The organism is Streptomyces sp. NBC_01296 (genome assembly GCF_035984415.1).
Lineage (GTDB): Bacteria > Actinomycetota > Actinomycetes > Streptomycetales > Streptomycetaceae > Streptomyces.
The window spans coordinates 2986512-2999971 of record NZ_CP130720.1; the positions used below are offsets into that span (position 1 = coordinate 2986512).

Genomic DNA, 13460 nt, shown 5'->3' on the forward strand with positions numbered 1-13460 from the left:
TCTTCGTCTGCCCGTCGTCCCACCCGTATCCGCACCCAGCTTAAGCGGCCCTAAGGGAGGTAGAAGGGGCGTACGCGCGTAACGATGAAGTCGACCACCGGGTCCTGCACGGCGTCCAGGAGGATCAACTGCACGGGCCAGGGCGGCGGTACCCGGGTCACGGCCCGGCCGAGGGCGTCCATCGGGGCGTTCCGCATGTCGGGCTCCCATCCCAGCAGCCGGACACCGATGTAGAGCTCCGGGGCCCCGCCCTCGACGCTGGCGAGGCAGCGGTGGGCGGCGGCGACCACGCCGGTGGCGCGGAACTCCTCGGCGGCGGCGGTCAGGAAGTCCACCGGGTCTTCCTGCCAGTCGGGCTCGTAGAGCCGGACGCGGCCGCCGGTGGCGGGTCCGTCGAGCGGGGTCCGGCCGATGCGGCAGAGCTCCGCGACGGCGGGCGGGGGCAGCGGGACGCCGACGGCGCCCTCGGGGTTCACGGCGATGCCGAGCTGCGGGGGCAGGCCCCGGGCGAACTCGACGGCGGGGGCGACGGCGAAGTCCATGGCGGGTCCGACGCAGGCGCGGAACTGCGCCTCGGAGCTGTAGACGGGGACGTACGCCGCCCCGTCGATCTCCATGGTGGGCAGCATGAGGCCGGCCCCGTCCGGGCCGCCACCGCCGGGCAGGGGCACCCAGAGCCGGCTCCGGCCGAGCACCTCGACGATCCGGGCCCCGGCGTCCGCCTGTCCGAGCGCCGCCCCGAGCACCTGCTCCAGCTCGTTGTCCGGCCAGCCGCCGCCCTGCATCCACGCCTCCGCTGTGTTGTGCGCCCCACGCTGTCGGCCCCGAGGTTAACGGCTCGGCCGGCGCCGCCCTGCCGGGGGCTCCGCACCCGGGTCCTCCCCCGGCCACCGCCGGGCGGAGCATGGTCCGGAAGGGACGGCCTAGGCGGAGTCCCGCCGGAACGCTATGCGGGTCACGCGGGCGGCCGAGCTGCGGTCCAGGAGGACCGCCGACGTGCAGCCCGCGGGGAGGCGGCCCGATTCCGCTTCGCGCAGCAGGCGGGTCACCGCGCCGCGATGGCGGGCGAAGGCGTACGCCGACACCCCGCGCCCCCGCGCCGCCTGCCCGGACAGGGCCTCTTCGGGGGTGGTGTCCAGCAGCAGCAGGTGCAGCCCCCGGCCCCGCCGCCGCGCGGCCGCGGCCAGCAGGCTCCGCACCCAGCTCTGCGTCCCGCAGTCGTGGACCACCGCCGAGGCCCCGGAGCGCAGCGTCCGCCACAGCCCCCAGTAGTGTGCGCAGCGGACGAGCGGCCGGTACACCGCGTACGGCAGCGCCCGCGGCATCCGCCGCTCCCAGCGCTCGCGCACGTCCTGGGAGTCGATGCCGCCGCCCTCCGCGGCCCGCTTGATCAGCGTGCTCTTGCCGCCGCCCGGCAGGCCGGACACCACGACGATGTCCCCTTCGGCGAAGCCGAGCCACTGCGGTCCGTGCGGCCCCCGGCCGCGCAGGTCGCGCACGGGACCGCCGAGGGAGCGCGCCCGCCGCGCCGCCGGCACTCCGTCCACGGCTCCCGTCCCGCTCGCCGCCAGCACTCCGAATCTCCGCACAGTGATCGCCTTCCCCCTCGGACCCGCAGGGCCCCTCATGCCCACTGAGTGTAAAGAGACGGTAATCCGGCCGTGCCCGGTTCCGGCCTCCGCTTCCCGGCCGCCTCACCGGTCCGTACGTTCTTTCGGGCCCGACCGCCCGATCACCCGGACGGCGTGCAATGATGTGCGCCATCTGGACCAACTGCATACCGGCCGCTTGAATCCGCGCGGGAGAGTCCCGGCCGGCCGCGAGGCCGAGCCCGGGCGCCGAAGGAGCAAGTTCCTCCCTTGAATCTCTCAGGCCCCGTACCGCGTGGATGAGGCAGATCTGAAAAGCGAGCCGCGCCGCCGTCCCTCACGACGGCATCCGCGTGCGCTCCACCCAAGGTGCAAGTCGACGTTCCCCGGGTCCGACCGGGAACTCTCGGCGAACCTCTCAGGTTCCGATGACAGATGGGGAGGATCGTCCTCGTCATGTCATGCCCTGGGACCCGGGAGCCACACCCATGAGCACTGCCCCCCGCCTGACCGCCCTCGATGCGCTGCACCGATCGCTCGGTGCGACCATGACCGATTTCGCGGGCTGGGACATGCCCCTGCGGTACGCCAGTGAGCGCGACGAGCACAACGCCGTCCGCACCAAGGCCGGTCTCTTCGACCTGTCCCACATGGGCGAGATCACGCTGACCGGCCCCGAGGCCGTCAAGGCCCTGGACTACGCGCTGGTCGGCAACATCTCCACCGTCGGCGTCGGCCGCGCCCGCTACACGCACATCTGCCAGGAGGACGGCGGGATCGTCGACGACCTGATCGTCTACCGCCTGGGCGAGACCGAGTACATGGTCGTCGCGAACGCCTCCAACGCCCAGGTCGTCCTCGACGCCCTGACCGAGCGCGCCGCCGGCTTCGACACCGAGGTCCGCGACGACCGCGACGCGTACGCGCTGATCGCCGTGCAGGGCCCGGAGTCCCCCGGCATCCTCGCCTCCCTCACCGACGCCGACCTGGACGGCCTGAAGTACTACGCCGGCCTGCTGGGCACGGTCGCGGGCGTGCCCGCGCTGATCGCGCGTACGGGCTACACGGGCGAGGACGGCTTCGAGCTGTTCGTCGCTCCCGAGCACGCCGTCGAGCTGTGGCAGGCGCTGACCAAGGCCGGCGAGGGCGTCGGCCTGGTCCCGGCGGGCCTGTCCTGCCGCGACACCCTGCGCCTGGAGGCGGGGATGCCGCTGTACGGGCACGAGCTGACCACTTCCCTGACCCCGTTCGACGCGGGGCTGGGCCGGGTCGTGAAGTTCGAGAAGGAGGGCGAGTTCGTGGGCCGCGCCGCCCTGGAGGCCGCCGCCGAGCGCGCCGCCTCGAACCCGCCGCGCAAGCTGGTCGGCCTGATCGCCGAGGGCCGCCGCGTCCCGCGCGCCGGCTTCCCCGTGGTCGCCGACGGGCAGGTCATCGGCGAGGTCACCTCGGGCGCCCCCTCCCCGACGCTGGGCAAGCCGATCGCGATGGCGTACGTGGACGCGGCGCACGCCGCGCCCGGCACCTCCGGCGTCGGCATCGACATTCGCGGTACCCATGAGCCGTACGAGGTCGTGGCGCTGCCGTTCTACAAGCGGCAGAAGTAACGCCGATACGCCGTACCCCGCCACACCGGCGCCGTACCGGCCGTCTCAGCCGTCTCAGTACGCAAGACCACTGTTCGTATCCACTCCCCCGCATCCAGGAGAATCAGGTCATGAGCAACCCCCAGCAGCTGCGTTACACCAAGGAGCACGAGTGGCTGTCGGACGCCGTGGACGGCGTCGCGACGGTCGGCATCACGGAGTTCGCGGCCAACGCGCTCGGTGACGTCGTCTACGCCCAGCTCCCCGCGGTCGGCGAGACCGTCACCGAGGGCGAGACCTGTGGCGAGCTGGAGTCGACCAAGTCGGTCAGCGACCTGTACTCCCCCGTCTCCGGTGAGGTCGTCGAGGCCAACCAGGACGTCGTGGACGACCCGGCGCTCGTCAACACGGCCCCGTTCGCGGGTGGCTGGCTGTTCAAGGTGCGTCTCTCGGAGGAGCCGAAGGACGTGCTCTCGGCCGACGAGTACGCCGCGCTCACCCACTCCGACAACTGAGACCCCAGGGGATCCTGATGTCCGTACTGAACACCCCCCTCCACGAGCTCGACCCGGACGTCGCCGCCGCCGTCGACGCCGAGCTCGCACGCCAGCAGTCCACCCTGGAAATGATCGCGTCGGAGAACTTCGCTCCGGTCGCCGTCATGGAGGCCCAGGGCTCGGTCCTGACCAACAAGTACGCCGAGGGCTACCCCGGCCGCCGCTACTACGGCGGCTGCGAGCACGTCGACGTGGTCGAGCAGATCGCGATCGACCGCATCAAGGCGCTGTTCGGCGCCGAGGCCGCGAACGTCCAGCCGCACTCCGGTGCGCAGGCGAACGCCGCCGCGATGTTCGCGCTGCTGAAGCCGGGCGACACGATCATGGGCCTGAGCCTGGCCCACGGCGGTCACCTGACCCACGGCATGAAGATCAACTTCTCCGGCAAGCTCTACAACGTGGTCCCGTACCACGTCGACGAGACCGGCGAGGTCGACATGGCCGAGGTCGAGCGCCTCGCCAAGGAGTCCAAGCCGCAGCTGATCGTCGCCGGCTGGTCCGCCTACCCGCGCCAGCTGGACTTCGCCGCCTTCCGCCGCATCGCGGACGAGGTCGGCGCGTACCTGATGGTCGACATGGCGCACTTCGCCGGCCTGGTGGCCGCGGGCCTGCACCCGAACCCGGTGCCGCACGCCCACGTCGTCACCACCACCACGCACAAGACCCTCGGCGGTCCGCGCGGCGGTGTCATCCTGTCGACGCAGGAGCTGGCCAAGAAGATCAACTCCGCGGTCTTCCCGGGTCAGCAGGGCGGCCCGCTGGAGCACGTGATCGCGGCCAAGGCGGTCTCCTTCAAGGTCGCGGCCTCGCCCGAGTTCAAGGAGCGCCAGGAGCGCACCCTCGAGGGCGCGAAGATCCTCGCCGCCCGCCTGGTCCAGGACGACGTCAAGGCCGTGGGCGTGGACGTCCTCACCGGCGGCACCGACGTGCACCTGGTCCTGGTCGACCTGCGCAACTCCGAGCTGGACGGGCAGCAGGCCGAGGACCGCCTCCACGAGGTCGGCATCACGGTCAACCGCAACGCCATCCCGAACGACCCGCGGCCGCCGATGGTCACCTCGGGTCTGCGGATCGGTACGCCGGCCCTCGCCACCCGCGGCTTCGACGCCGAGGCCTTCACCGAGGTCGCCGAGATCATCGCGCAGGCGCTGAAGCCGGCCTACGACAGCGAGGCCCTCAAGGCGCGCGTCTCCGCGCTCGCGGCGAAGTTCCCGCTGTACCCGACGCTCTAGGCATCGGCTCGGGGGGCCCGGCCTTGTGTCACACAGGGCCGGGCCCTTCCTGTGTGACACGAGCCATACCCGAGCGCCGTCCAGCCACCATCTCGGGCAGACGAAACGTTCACCTCGCCACGTTAAGCTCGACTGTCGGACAAAATCCGAACAATCCCCCCTCGTACGATCCACCCCGCCTGCCCCTCCACCCACGAGCAGACAAGGGAGTCCGCCACCGTGGCCATCTCCGTCTTCGATCTCTTCTCCATCGGCATCGGCCCCTCCTCCTCCCACACGGTCGGTCCGATGCGGGCCGCCCGCATGTTCGTGACCCGGCTGAAGAAGGACGGTGTGCTCGCCCAGACCGCAGCGGTCCGGGCCGAGCTGTACGGCTCCCTCGGCGCGACCGGCCACGGCCACGGCACGCCCAAGGCCGTGCTGCTGGGCCTGGAGGGCCACTCCCCCCGCTCGGTGAACGTGGAGAGCGCCGACGACGAGGTGGAGCGCATCCGCCGGAGCGGCCGCCTGCGCCTGCTCGGCACCGAGATAGGGAGCGCGCACGAGATCGCCTTCGACGAGCCGAGCCAGCTGATCCTGCACCGCCGCCGTTCCCTGCCGTACCACGCGAACGGCATGACGCTCTTCGCGTACGACGCCTCGGGCGCCCCGCTGCTGGAGAAGACGTACTACTCGGTCGGCGGCGGCTTCGTGGTGGACGAGGACGCGGTCGGCGAGGACCGGATCAAGCTCGACGACACCGTGCTGAAGTACCCCTTCCGCAGCGGCGACGAAATGCTGCGGATGGCCCGGGAGAGCGGCCTGTCGATCTCCGCGATGATGCTGGAGAACGAGAAGGCCTGGCGCACGGAGGAGGAGATCCGCGAGGGCCTGCTCGAGATCTGGCGCGTCATGCAGGCGTGCGTCTCGCGCGGCATGTCGCGCGAGGGCATCCTGCCCGGCGGCCTGAAGGTCCGGCGCCGCGCGGCGAACACCGCCCGCAAGCTCCGCTCCGAGGGTGACCCGCTGGCGCTGTCGATGGAGTGGATCACCCTCTACGCGATGGCCGTGAACGAGGAGAACGCCGCGGGCGGCCGGGTGGTCACCGCTCCGACGAACGGCGCCGCGGGCATCATCCCGGCGGTCCTGCACTACTACATGAACTTCGTGCCCGGCGCCGACGAGGAGGGCGTGGTCCGCTTCCTGCTGGCGGCCGGTGCGATAGGCCTGCTCTTCAAGGAGAACGCCTCGATCTCCGGCGCCGAGGTCGGCTGCCAGGGCGAGGTCGGCTCGGCCTGCTCGATGGCGGCCGGCGCCCTCGCCGAGGTCCTGGGCGGCTCCCCGGAGCAGGTGGAGAACGCGGCCGAGATCGGCATGGAGCACAACCTGGGCCTGACCTGCGACCCGGTCGGCGGCCTCGTCCAGATCCCGTGCATCGAGCGCAACGGCATGGCGGCGGTCAAGGCGGTCACGGCGGCGAAGATGGCGATGCGCGGCGACGGCACCCACAAGGTCTCCCTCGACAAGGTCATCAAGACCATGAAGGAGACGGGCGCCGACATGAAGGTCAAGTACAAGGAGACCGCCCGCGGCGGTCTGGCGGTCAACGTCATCGAGTGCTGATCCGGCAGGCATGACGAGCGAGGGGCCCGGCGCAACGCGCCGGGCCCCTCCGCGTTGCCGTCACGGCAGGCGGAAATCGCAGGTGATCTGAGGTTTGCGGGGAGTCGCGCTCCCCTTCGCCGTCGCGCTCTTCGCGGGGGCCGCGCAGGCCGACAACGGGGCGGGTGCGGGCGTCTCGTCCAACGCCGCCGTCGCCGAGATCCTCGGCGGGCCGCCGCACGTTCCTGTGACAAGACGGGTCCAGCGGCCCTCCGGGTCGGGACCTTCGGCCCACGGGGGCGGCCCGGAGGTGGGCTAGCTTGCCCGAGAGGGCGGATTTTCCCCCGTGAGCCGACAGAGAGGTGGAGCGCATGGACGGCACGGACGGTATCGAGCACCAGGTCCTCCCGCTCCGGCTGGAGGCCTCGCCCGCGCCCCTGCCGCTGCTCGGGGCCTTCACGTACCGCTGCGAGCGGCCCTACGAGCTGGCCCTCGACTTCCGGGGCGCCGGGATCCACGTGGCGCACTGGGTGTTCTCCCGGGACCTGCTGCTCGACGGGGAGACCTGCGCGACGGGCGAGGGGGACGTCCAGGTGTGGCCGCACTGGCAGGGCAGGGAGCCGCGCGTCTTCCTCGCCTTCACCAACGGCGAGCGGAGCTGCGTGGTGTCCGCCCGGGCGAAGGACGTGCGCGCGCTGTGCCGGCGGCTGGTCGCCCTGGTGCCGCGGGGTGAGGAGCAGCGGCACTACGACCTCGACGCCGAGCTGAGCAGCCTTCTTCCCCGCTAGGGGCTGTTTGTCCCGATTCTTTCTGTTTCGGGTGGTTTGGGTGCAACCATGAGCCTGCCGGGAGTGTCCTCAGCAGTGACACCGGTCCCCGCCTCCGAAGAATCAGGGGGACGCCATGAACCACCTCCGCCGCCGGCAGCTCGTGGCCCTTGCCACAGGTGCGCTGCTCACCGCCGGGATCACCCTCGCCGCTCCGGCCTCGGCCGTCGTCCGGCCCACGCCGCTCGTCGTCAATGCCCGCTGGGGCGGGCACTGCACGTACGACCGCATCGTCATCGACCTGCGGGGACACGTCCCCGGGGTCGCCGTCACCCGCGCGGCGAAGCTGGTCCAGGACGGATCCGGCAAGCCCGTCCCGCTGGCCGGGAAGTACTTCCTGCAGATCCGCCTGCATCCCGCCGCCGCGCACAACCGCGCGGGCGACAGCACGTACCACGGGCCGAAGCTCGTCAAGATCTACCTGCCCGAGCTCAAGGGCCTCGCCATGACCGGCGACTTCGAGGGGTACGTCACCTTCGGCGCCGCCTTCGGCAGCAAGCCGTCCTTCACCTCGTTCACCCTGCACGGGCCCGAGCGGTTCGTGCTGGACGTCGCGCACCGCAACGTGTGCCGGTGAAGGAGGGGGACTACCGGTGCTCGGGGTTCGGGAAGTCGAAGCGGCAGCCGGCGTCCCACTCCGAGCGCTGGTTGCCGTGCGCCGGGATGCCGCCCGCGCGCTTCAGCAGGGCGGCCAGGTGCATGAGGTTCCACGACATGAAGGTCGTGTTCCGGTTGGTGAAGTCGTTCTCGGGGCCGCCCGAACCGGGGTCGAGGTACGAGGGCCCGGGACCGGCCTCGCCGATCCAGCCCGCGTCGGCCTGCGGCGGGACGGCGTAGCCGAGGTGCTGGAGGCTGTAGAGGATGTTCATGGCGCAGTGCTTCACGCCGTCCTCGTTGCCGGTGACGAGCGCGCCGCCGACCCGGCCGTAATAGGCGTACTGGCCCTGCGCGTTCAGGATCGAGGAGCAGGCGTAGAGCCGCTCGATGACCTGCTTCATGACGGAGCTGTTGTCACCGAGCCAGATCGGGCCGCACAGCACGAGGATGTCGGCGTCCATGATCTGGCTGTACAGGACGGGCCATTGGTCGGTTTCCCAGCCGTGTTCGGTCATGTCGGGCCAGACACCGGTGGCGATGTCGTGGTCGACGGCGCGGATCAGCGAGGTCCGGGCGCCCGCCGCCTCCATGACGGCGCGGCTCCGGTCGATCAGGCCCTCGGTGTTGCTGGTCTCGGGCGAGCGCTTGAGCGTGCAGTTGACGTAGAGCGCGGTCAGGTCGGAGTAGTCGTATTCGGCAGCCACGCCGCCAGCCTGCGCGGAGTCGGCCGGGGCCGCCAGCGGACCGCACCCGTTCGGGCCGGGTTGGTACCGGTCCGTCCGTCCGACTAGGGTCATCGGGCCTTGGTGTACGGGAAACCGGTGGGAAACCGGTGCGGCCCTCGCCACTGTGAACGGGAAGTCCGGCTCCACTCTTTCGGGAAGCCACTGGGCGGCGCGGGGGGATCCGCATCGCCCGGGAAGGCGGAGTCAGGGCATCAGCACCCGTGAGCCAGGAGACCGGCCGGGGCGCGTTGTCCATCCACGAGGTGCTGGAGAGGTCTCCCCACTCATGCATATAGCCGAGGGGTTTCTGCCCCCTTTGCACGCGGTCGCCTGGGGCGCCGCGTCCGCTCCCTTCGTCGTCCACGGTGCCCGCGCCCTCACCCGCGAGGTGAAGGCCAACCCGGAGAGCACACTGCTGCTCGGGGCGTCCGGAGCGTTCACGTTCGTCCTGTCCGCGCTGAAGATCCCCTCGGTGACGGGCAGTTGTTCGCACCCCACCGGGACCGGGCTGGGCGCGATCCTGTTCCGGCCGCCGATCATGGCGGTGCTCGGCACGATCACCCTGCTGTTCCAGGCGCTGCTGCTGGCGCACGGCGGACTGACCACCCTCGGCGCGAACGTCTTCTCGATGGCCATCGCCGGGCCCTGGGCGGGCTACGGGGTCTACCTGCTGCTGAAGCGCTTCGGCGCCCCGCTGATGGTGACCGTCTTCTTCGGCGCCTTCTTCGCCGACCTGGTCACCTACTGCGTGACCTCCGTGCAGCTGGCGCTGGCCTTCCCGGACCCGGGCAGCGGGTTCCCGGGCGCGCTGGCGAAGTTCGGGGGCATCTTCGCGGTCACCCAGATCCCGCTCGCGGTGAGCGAAGGCCTGCTGACGGTGCTCGTGATGCGGCTGCTGATGCAGTCGAGCAAGTCGGACCTGGTCCGGCTGGGCGTCGCGAAGCTGACCGGTGGCGGCGAGCAGAAGGCGGCGGTCTGATGGGCATGAGCCGGAACACGAAGATCAACGGCCTGCTGCTGCTCCTGGTGGCGGCGCTCGCCGTACTGCCGATCGCGCTCGGGATGGGCGAGGGCAAGGAGGAGCCGTTCACGGGCGCCGACGCGCAGGCGGAGACGGCCATCACCGAGCTGAAGCCGGACTACGAGCCGTGGTTCTCGCCGCTGTACGAACCCCCCTCCGGGGAGGTGGAGTCGGCGCTGTTCGCCCTCCAGGCGGCGCTGGGCGCGGGCGTGCTCGCGTACTACTTCGGCGTCCGCAAGGGCCGCCGGCAGGGCGCGGCCGCGGCAGCCGCGGCGGCGGCGCCTTCGTCGGACGCGCCTTCGCCGGACGCCGCGGGCGCTGCGTCGGACACTGCCGCCACGAGGTCGTAGGCGGTGCTGCCGATCGACGTGGCCGCGCACAGCAGCCGCTGGCGCGGCCGCCATCCGCTCGAGAAGGCCCTGCTGGGGCTGGGACTGACGATCACCGCCGTGTGCCTGCCGCCCTGGCCCGGCGGACCGCTGGTCGCCGCGGCGACGCTGGCCGTGCTGCTCGGCCCGGCCGGTGTGGCCGGGCGCCGGCTGTGGCGGGCCTTCCGGATCCCGCTGGGCTTCTGCGTCACCGGCGCGCTGCCGCTGCTGGTCGCCGTCGGCGGCCCGGCCGGGCTCGTCTCGCTCGCGCCCGACGGCCCCCGGCATGCCGCGGAGCTGCTGCTGCGGACCTCGGCGGCCTCCCTCGGGGTGCTGCTGTTCGCCTTCACGACGCCCGTCTCGGACGTCCTGCCCCGGCTGGTCCGGGCCGGGGTACCGGCGCCGGTGGTGGACGTGGCCCTGGTCATGTACCGCATCGGCTTCCTGCTGCTGGACTCGATGGCCCAGGTCCGGCGCGCCCAGGCGGCCCGCCTGGGGCAGTCGGGCCGGGCCGCGGTGTGGCGTTCGCTGGCCGGGCTCGCCGCGACCTCGTTCGTACGGGCCTTCGACCGCGCGGCGCGGCTCCAGGTGGGCCTGGCCGGGCGCGGCTACGACGGCGCCCTGCGGGTCCTCGTACCCGAGGCGGCCCTGTCGTGGCGGTTCCTGGCGGCGTCGGGGGCCCTGCTGGCGGCCCTGATCACCCTGACTCTCACCCTGAAGGGGCTCTACCTGTGAACCCGTTGGTGGAACTGGCCGGAGCGGGCTACGCGTACGAGGACGGCCCCGCGGTCCTGTCCGACGTGGACTTCGCCATCGCGGAGGGCCGGGCGCTGGTCCTGCTGGGCCGCAACGGCAGCGGCAAGACCACGCTGATGCGGCTGCTGAGCGGGGGCCTGCGGCCCGGGTCGGGGGCGCTGCGCCTCGACGGGACGGCGGTCTCGTACGACCGGGCGGGGCTGGTCCGGCTGCGCACCTCGGTGCAGCTGGTGGTCCAGGACCCGGACGACCAGCTGTTCGCGGCCTCGGTGGAGCAGGACGTCTCCTTCGGCCCGATGAACCTGGGGCTGCCGGCGGACGAGGTCCGGGCCCGGGTGGACTCGGCGCTCGCCGCGCTGGACATCACGGCGCTGCGGGACCGCCCGACGCACCTGCTCTCGTTCGGGCAGCGCAAGCGCGCGGCGATAGCCGGCGCGGTGGCGATGGCTCCGCGGGTGCTGATCCTGGACGAGCCGACGGCGGGCCTGGACCCGGACGGTCAGGAGCGGCTGCTGGACGTCCTGGCGGGCCTGCGCGCGGCCGGCACCACGGTGGTCATGGCCACGCACGATGTCGACCTGGCGGTCCGCTGGGCCGACGACGCGGCGGTGCTGACCCCGTCGGGCATCCGCGTCGGCCCGGCGCAGGCCCTCCTGTCGGACCCGGAGCTCCTGGCCTCGGCGGGCCTGCGCCAGGCCTGGTCCCCGGCGGTGACGTCCCTCCTCCGCGCCCACGGCCTCCTCCCCCCGCACACCCCCGGCCCCAAAACCCCGGAGGCCCTGGCCACTTGGGGCTAGGGGCGGGCGCCTTGTCGGTCCCCGTCGCGCTGGGCGACCTGTTCCACGCGCGACCGGCCATCAGCCCCGACGGGAGTCGTCTCGCGGTCGCCGTCGGGAACGGGGTCGCGGTCCTCTACCTCCCGCATCCCTAGGATGGCCGCATGTCGCTGCCCCACGCCATCCTGACCGCCCTGCTGGAGAAGCCCTCGTCGGGGCTGGAGCTGACCCGGCGGTTCGACAGGTCGATCGGGTACTTCTGGTCCGCGACGCACCAGCAGATCTACCGCGAGCTCGGCCGGCTGGAGGAGGCCGGGCTGATCCGGGCGCTGCCCAGCGAGGTGCCCGTACGGGGGCAGAAGAAGCAGTACGAGGTGCTGGCCGGCGGGAGCGCGGAGCTCGCACGGTGGGTCGGCGAGAGCCAGGACCCGAAGGCCATCCGGGATCCGCTGCTGCTGCGGATCCGGGCGGCCGCCGTGGTGGGCCCGCACGGGCTGGCCGGGGAGCTGCGGCGCCATCTCGATCTGCACCGGCGGCAGCTGGCCGTCTACGAGGCGATCGAGGAGAAGGACTTCCCGCCGGAGCGGGACGGTGACGAGGACCGGCTGCGCCGGCTGGTGCTGCACGGCGGCATCGGCCTGGAGACGTTCTGGCTGCGCTGGCTGGAGGAGGCCCTGGGCGAGGTCGAGGACATGGCGCCGCCGTCCGGCGGAACCGTCTCCTGACCCCGGGAAACCCGCCAGGGCAGCGCGATGCCCCCGCCCGCCCGGCAGAAGGGCGTGGCGGGGGCGGTGCAGGGCTTACTTGTTCAGGGAGGCCCAGAACTCGTCGAAGCTCAGCAGGCCGTCGCCGTTGGTGTCCTTGGCCGCGATCACGGCGTCCGCGACGGCGCCGGTCACGTACGCGTCACCCATCGCCTTCATGGCCGCGCTGTACTCGTCGGCCGTGACGAAGCCGTCACCGTCCGCGTCGAACTTGCCGAACGTCGCCCGCGCGCTCTCGATGTCAGCCACTGGGATCCACCCCTTCTAGGTGCTTGTTGACCGGCCCAGGGTAGCGGCAGCCGGGCACCGCCCCTCCCGCGGGTCCCGTTCGGGCGGCAGATATAAATTCAATTACCCCTCGGCGATGTGGAATCAATAATTCCACCCGAGAAATCCAACCCGGGCTTGTCACGTTCCGGGGTCACGGCATAACGTACCGGCATTGCCGCCACACCAGGAGCTCAGGGCTCCCAGGGACAAGCGGCAACAAGGGCGATCACACAGATGACGATCACAGTCGACGCATCATTCGAAGTTCTGCCCTTCACCCGCACCTGCCGCCATATCTGGGAAGACGGCGACCATGTGCTCATAGGGGTCAGCCCCGGAAACAGCTACTTCAGCGCAGAGCGCATCGGCAGTCTCGCCGGATGGGCCGTGACCCGGTGAAGCGTGCCGCGAGAGAGATCAAGGCGGTGCGGCGGCGCATTCTCAAGGGCGTGGCGGAGTCAGGGCATCCCCATGCAGAAATCCGCGTGAGAGCACTTTCAGAGTTCCAGCCGAACCCCGTCTACCAACTCCTGCACCGCCGCGTCCTGCATTTACTTCAGACCGACGAAGAATTCCGCAAGGGCTGCGAGGAGACGGCCTTGAATTTTGTCGGCTCCAAGTTGCCGGAGGGTGAATCCATCACGGCCGGCCAGTTGCAGGTCTGTTTCGACTACATGGCGGCCGAGCTGCCGTTCTTCGTGGACACCCCGAGCATTCTCGACGTGCCGTCCTCCGTGGCGGCCTACCACGTCAAGATGCCGCTCACGGATGCCCTCTTCGCCCGCGGCGGGGGCCTGCGGGCGACCCGCAACCA

17 protein-coding genes, 1 pseudogene and 2 riboswitches are annotated in these 13460 nt (G+C 71.6%); of the genes and pseudogenes, 14 read left to right on the forward strand and 4 right to left on the reverse strand.

The window, feature by feature from the left end; genetic code table 11:
• Positions 1-50 precede the first annotated feature (50 nt).
• Both OG299_RS13185 and OG299_RS13190 read right to left on the reverse strand, forming a co-directional pair.
• Positions 51-785, reverse strand: coding sequence for an enhanced serine sensitivity protein SseB (locus OG299_RS13185; RefSeq protein WP_266625232.1), 735 nt, complete (start codon positions 783-785; stop codon positions 51-53).
• Between the two features lie 138 nt (positions 786-923).
• Positions 924-1595, reverse strand: coding sequence for an AAA family ATPase (locus OG299_RS13190; RefSeq protein ID WP_266633205.1), 672 nt, complete (start codon positions 1593-1595; stop codon positions 924-926).
• Positions 1596-1789: 194 nt separating this feature from the next.
• Positions 1790-1893: riboswitch (glycine riboswitch) on the forward strand.
• A gap of 184 nt (positions 1894-2077) precedes the next feature.
• Here OG299_RS13190 and gcvT point away from each other — a divergent pair.
• The 7 genes from gcvT (at position 2078) to OG299_RS13225 (ending at position 7946) form a co-directional block, all read left to right on the forward strand.
• Entirely contained in the window at positions 2078-3193 is a 1116-nt protein-coding gene (gene gcvT, locus OG299_RS13195; protein WP_327361588.1) for a glycine cleavage system aminomethyltransferase GcvT, read from the forward strand.
• 110 nt (positions 3194-3303) lie between these two features.
• Positions 3304-3687 carry a glycine cleavage system protein GcvH gene (gcvH, locus tag OG299_RS13200; protein WP_266625236.1) on the forward strand — a complete coding sequence of 128 codons (384 nt, stop codon included), beginning with the start codon at positions 3304-3306 and terminating at the stop codon, positions 3685-3687.
• Between the two features lie 17 nt (positions 3688-3704).
• Positions 3705-4961, forward strand: a complete 1257-nt coding sequence (glyA, locus tag OG299_RS13205; protein ID WP_266625238.1) for a serine hydroxymethyltransferase — start codon at positions 3705-3707, stop codon at positions 4959-4961.
• Positions 4962-5180: 219 nt separating this feature from the next.
• Positions 5181-6563, forward strand: a complete 1383-nt coding sequence (locus OG299_RS13210) for an L-serine ammonia-lyase (protein ID WP_266625240.1) — start codon at positions 5181-5183, stop codon at positions 6561-6563.
• 94 nt (positions 6564-6657) lie between these two features.
• Positions 6658-6861 (forward strand): hypothetical protein, encoded by a 204-nt coding sequence (locus OG299_RS13215; protein ID WP_266633818.1) that lies wholly within the window; start codon positions 6658-6660, stop codon positions 6859-6861.
• Between the two features lie 52 nt (positions 6862-6913).
• Positions 6914-7330, forward strand: a complete 417-nt coding sequence (locus OG299_RS13220) for an SsgA family sporulation/cell division regulator (RefSeq protein ID WP_266625242.1) — start codon at positions 6914-6916, stop codon at positions 7328-7330.
• Between the two features lie 115 nt (positions 7331-7445).
• Positions 7446-7946, forward strand: a complete 501-nt coding sequence (locus tag OG299_RS13225; RefSeq protein WP_327361589.1) for an AMIN-like domain-containing (lipo)protein — start codon at positions 7446-7448, stop codon at positions 7944-7946.
• 10 nt (positions 7947-7956) lie between these two features.
• On the opposite strand, the gene OG299_RS13230 is transcribed toward OG299_RS13225, so the two are convergent.
• Positions 7957-8670 carry a flavodoxin family protein gene (locus tag OG299_RS13230; protein WP_266625246.1) on the reverse strand — a complete coding sequence of 238 codons (714 nt, stop codon included), beginning with the start codon at positions 8668-8670 and terminating at the stop codon, positions 7957-7959.
• A gap of 83 nt (positions 8671-8753) precedes the next feature.
• A riboswitch (cobalamin riboswitch) is annotated at positions 8754-8948 on the forward strand.
• 29 nt (positions 8949-8977) lie between these two features.
• Here OG299_RS13230 and OG299_RS13235 point away from each other — a divergent pair.
• The 6 genes from OG299_RS13235 to OG299_RS13260 are packed head-to-tail and all read left to right on the forward strand — an operon-like array spanning position 8978 to position 12337.
• Complete coding sequence (locus tag OG299_RS13235; protein ID WP_266625248.1) at positions 8978-9670, forward strand: energy-coupling factor ABC transporter permease; 693 nt, start codon at positions 8978-8980, stop codon at positions 9668-9670.
• A 5-nt stretch (positions 9671-9675) separates the two neighbouring features.
• The gene (locus tag OG299_RS13240; protein ID WP_266625250.1) at positions 9676-10062 is read left to right on the forward strand and encodes an energy-coupling factor ABC transporter substrate-binding protein; all 387 of its coding nucleotides are present in this window, start codon (positions 9676-9678) and stop codon (positions 10060-10062) included.
• A gap of 3 nt (positions 10063-10065) precedes the next feature.
• Positions 10066-10815, forward strand: coding sequence for a cobalt ECF transporter T component CbiQ (cbiQ, locus tag OG299_RS13245; protein WP_266625252.1), 750 nt, complete (start codon positions 10066-10068; stop codon positions 10813-10815).
• On the forward strand, positions 10812-11633 hold the full coding sequence (locus OG299_RS13250) for an energy-coupling factor ABC transporter ATP-binding protein (protein WP_327361590.1): 822 nt from the start codon (positions 10812-10814) through the stop codon (positions 11631-11633). Before cbiQ ends, OG299_RS13250 begins: the two co-directional genes overlap by 4 nt.
• A gap of 11 nt (positions 11634-11644) precedes the next feature.
• Complete coding sequence (locus OG299_RS13255; RefSeq protein WP_327361591.1) at positions 11645-11767, forward strand: hypothetical protein; 123 nt, start codon at positions 11645-11647, stop codon at positions 11765-11767.
• Positions 11768-11776: 9 nt separating this feature from the next.
• A complete protein-coding gene (locus tag OG299_RS13260) occupies positions 11777-12337 on the forward strand; it encodes a PadR family transcriptional regulator (protein WP_327361592.1) in 561 nt (186 codons plus the stop codon).
• 75 nt (positions 12338-12412) lie between these two features.
• On the opposite strand, the gene OG299_RS13265 is transcribed toward OG299_RS13260, so the two are convergent.
• Positions 12413-12625, reverse strand: coding sequence for an EF-hand domain-containing protein (locus OG299_RS13265; RefSeq protein ID WP_266625258.1), 213 nt, complete (start codon positions 12623-12625; stop codon positions 12413-12415).
• A gap of 255 nt (positions 12626-12880) precedes the next feature.
• Between OG299_RS13265 and OG299_RS13270 the strand changes: the two are divergent.
• Positions 12881-13413, forward strand: a pseudogene (locus OG299_RS13270) (tRNA-dependent cyclodipeptide synthase); the annotation flags it as partial.
• Positions 13414-13460: the final 47 nt, after the last annotated feature.

Coding starts and splice junctions, on each gene's coding strand:
- OG299_RS13185 (WP_266625232.1), bottom strand. CDS start 785: ATGCAGGGCGGCGGCTGGCCGGACAACGAGCTGGAGCAGGTGCTCGGG.
- gcvT (WP_327361588.1), top strand. CDS start 2,078: ATGAGCACTGCCCCCCGCCTGACCGCCCTCGATGCGCTGCACCGATCG.
- gcvH (WP_266625236.1), top strand. CDS start 3,304: ATGAGCAACCCCCAGCAGCTGCGTTACACCAAGGAGCACGAGTGGCTG.
- glyA (WP_266625238.1), top strand. CDS start 3,705: ATGTCCGTACTGAACACCCCCCTCCACGAGCTCGACCCGGACGTCGCC.
- OG299_RS13220 (WP_266625242.1), top strand. CDS start 6,914: ATGGACGGCACGGACGGTATCGAGCACCAGGTCCTCCCGCTCCGGCTG.
- OG299_RS13225 (WP_327361589.1), top strand. CDS start 7,446: ATGAACCACCTCCGCCGCCGGCAGCTCGTGGCCCTTGCCACAGGTGCG.
- OG299_RS13235 (WP_266625248.1), top strand. CDS start 8,978: ATGCATATAGCCGAGGGGTTTCTGCCCCCTTTGCACGCGGTCGCCTGG.
- OG299_RS13240 (WP_266625250.1), top strand. CDS start 9,676: ATGAGCCGGAACACGAAGATCAACGGCCTGCTGCTGCTCCTGGTGGCG.
- OG299_RS13260 (WP_327361592.1), top strand. CDS start 11,777: ATGTCGCTGCCCCACGCCATCCTGACCGCCCTGCTGGAGAAGCCCTCG.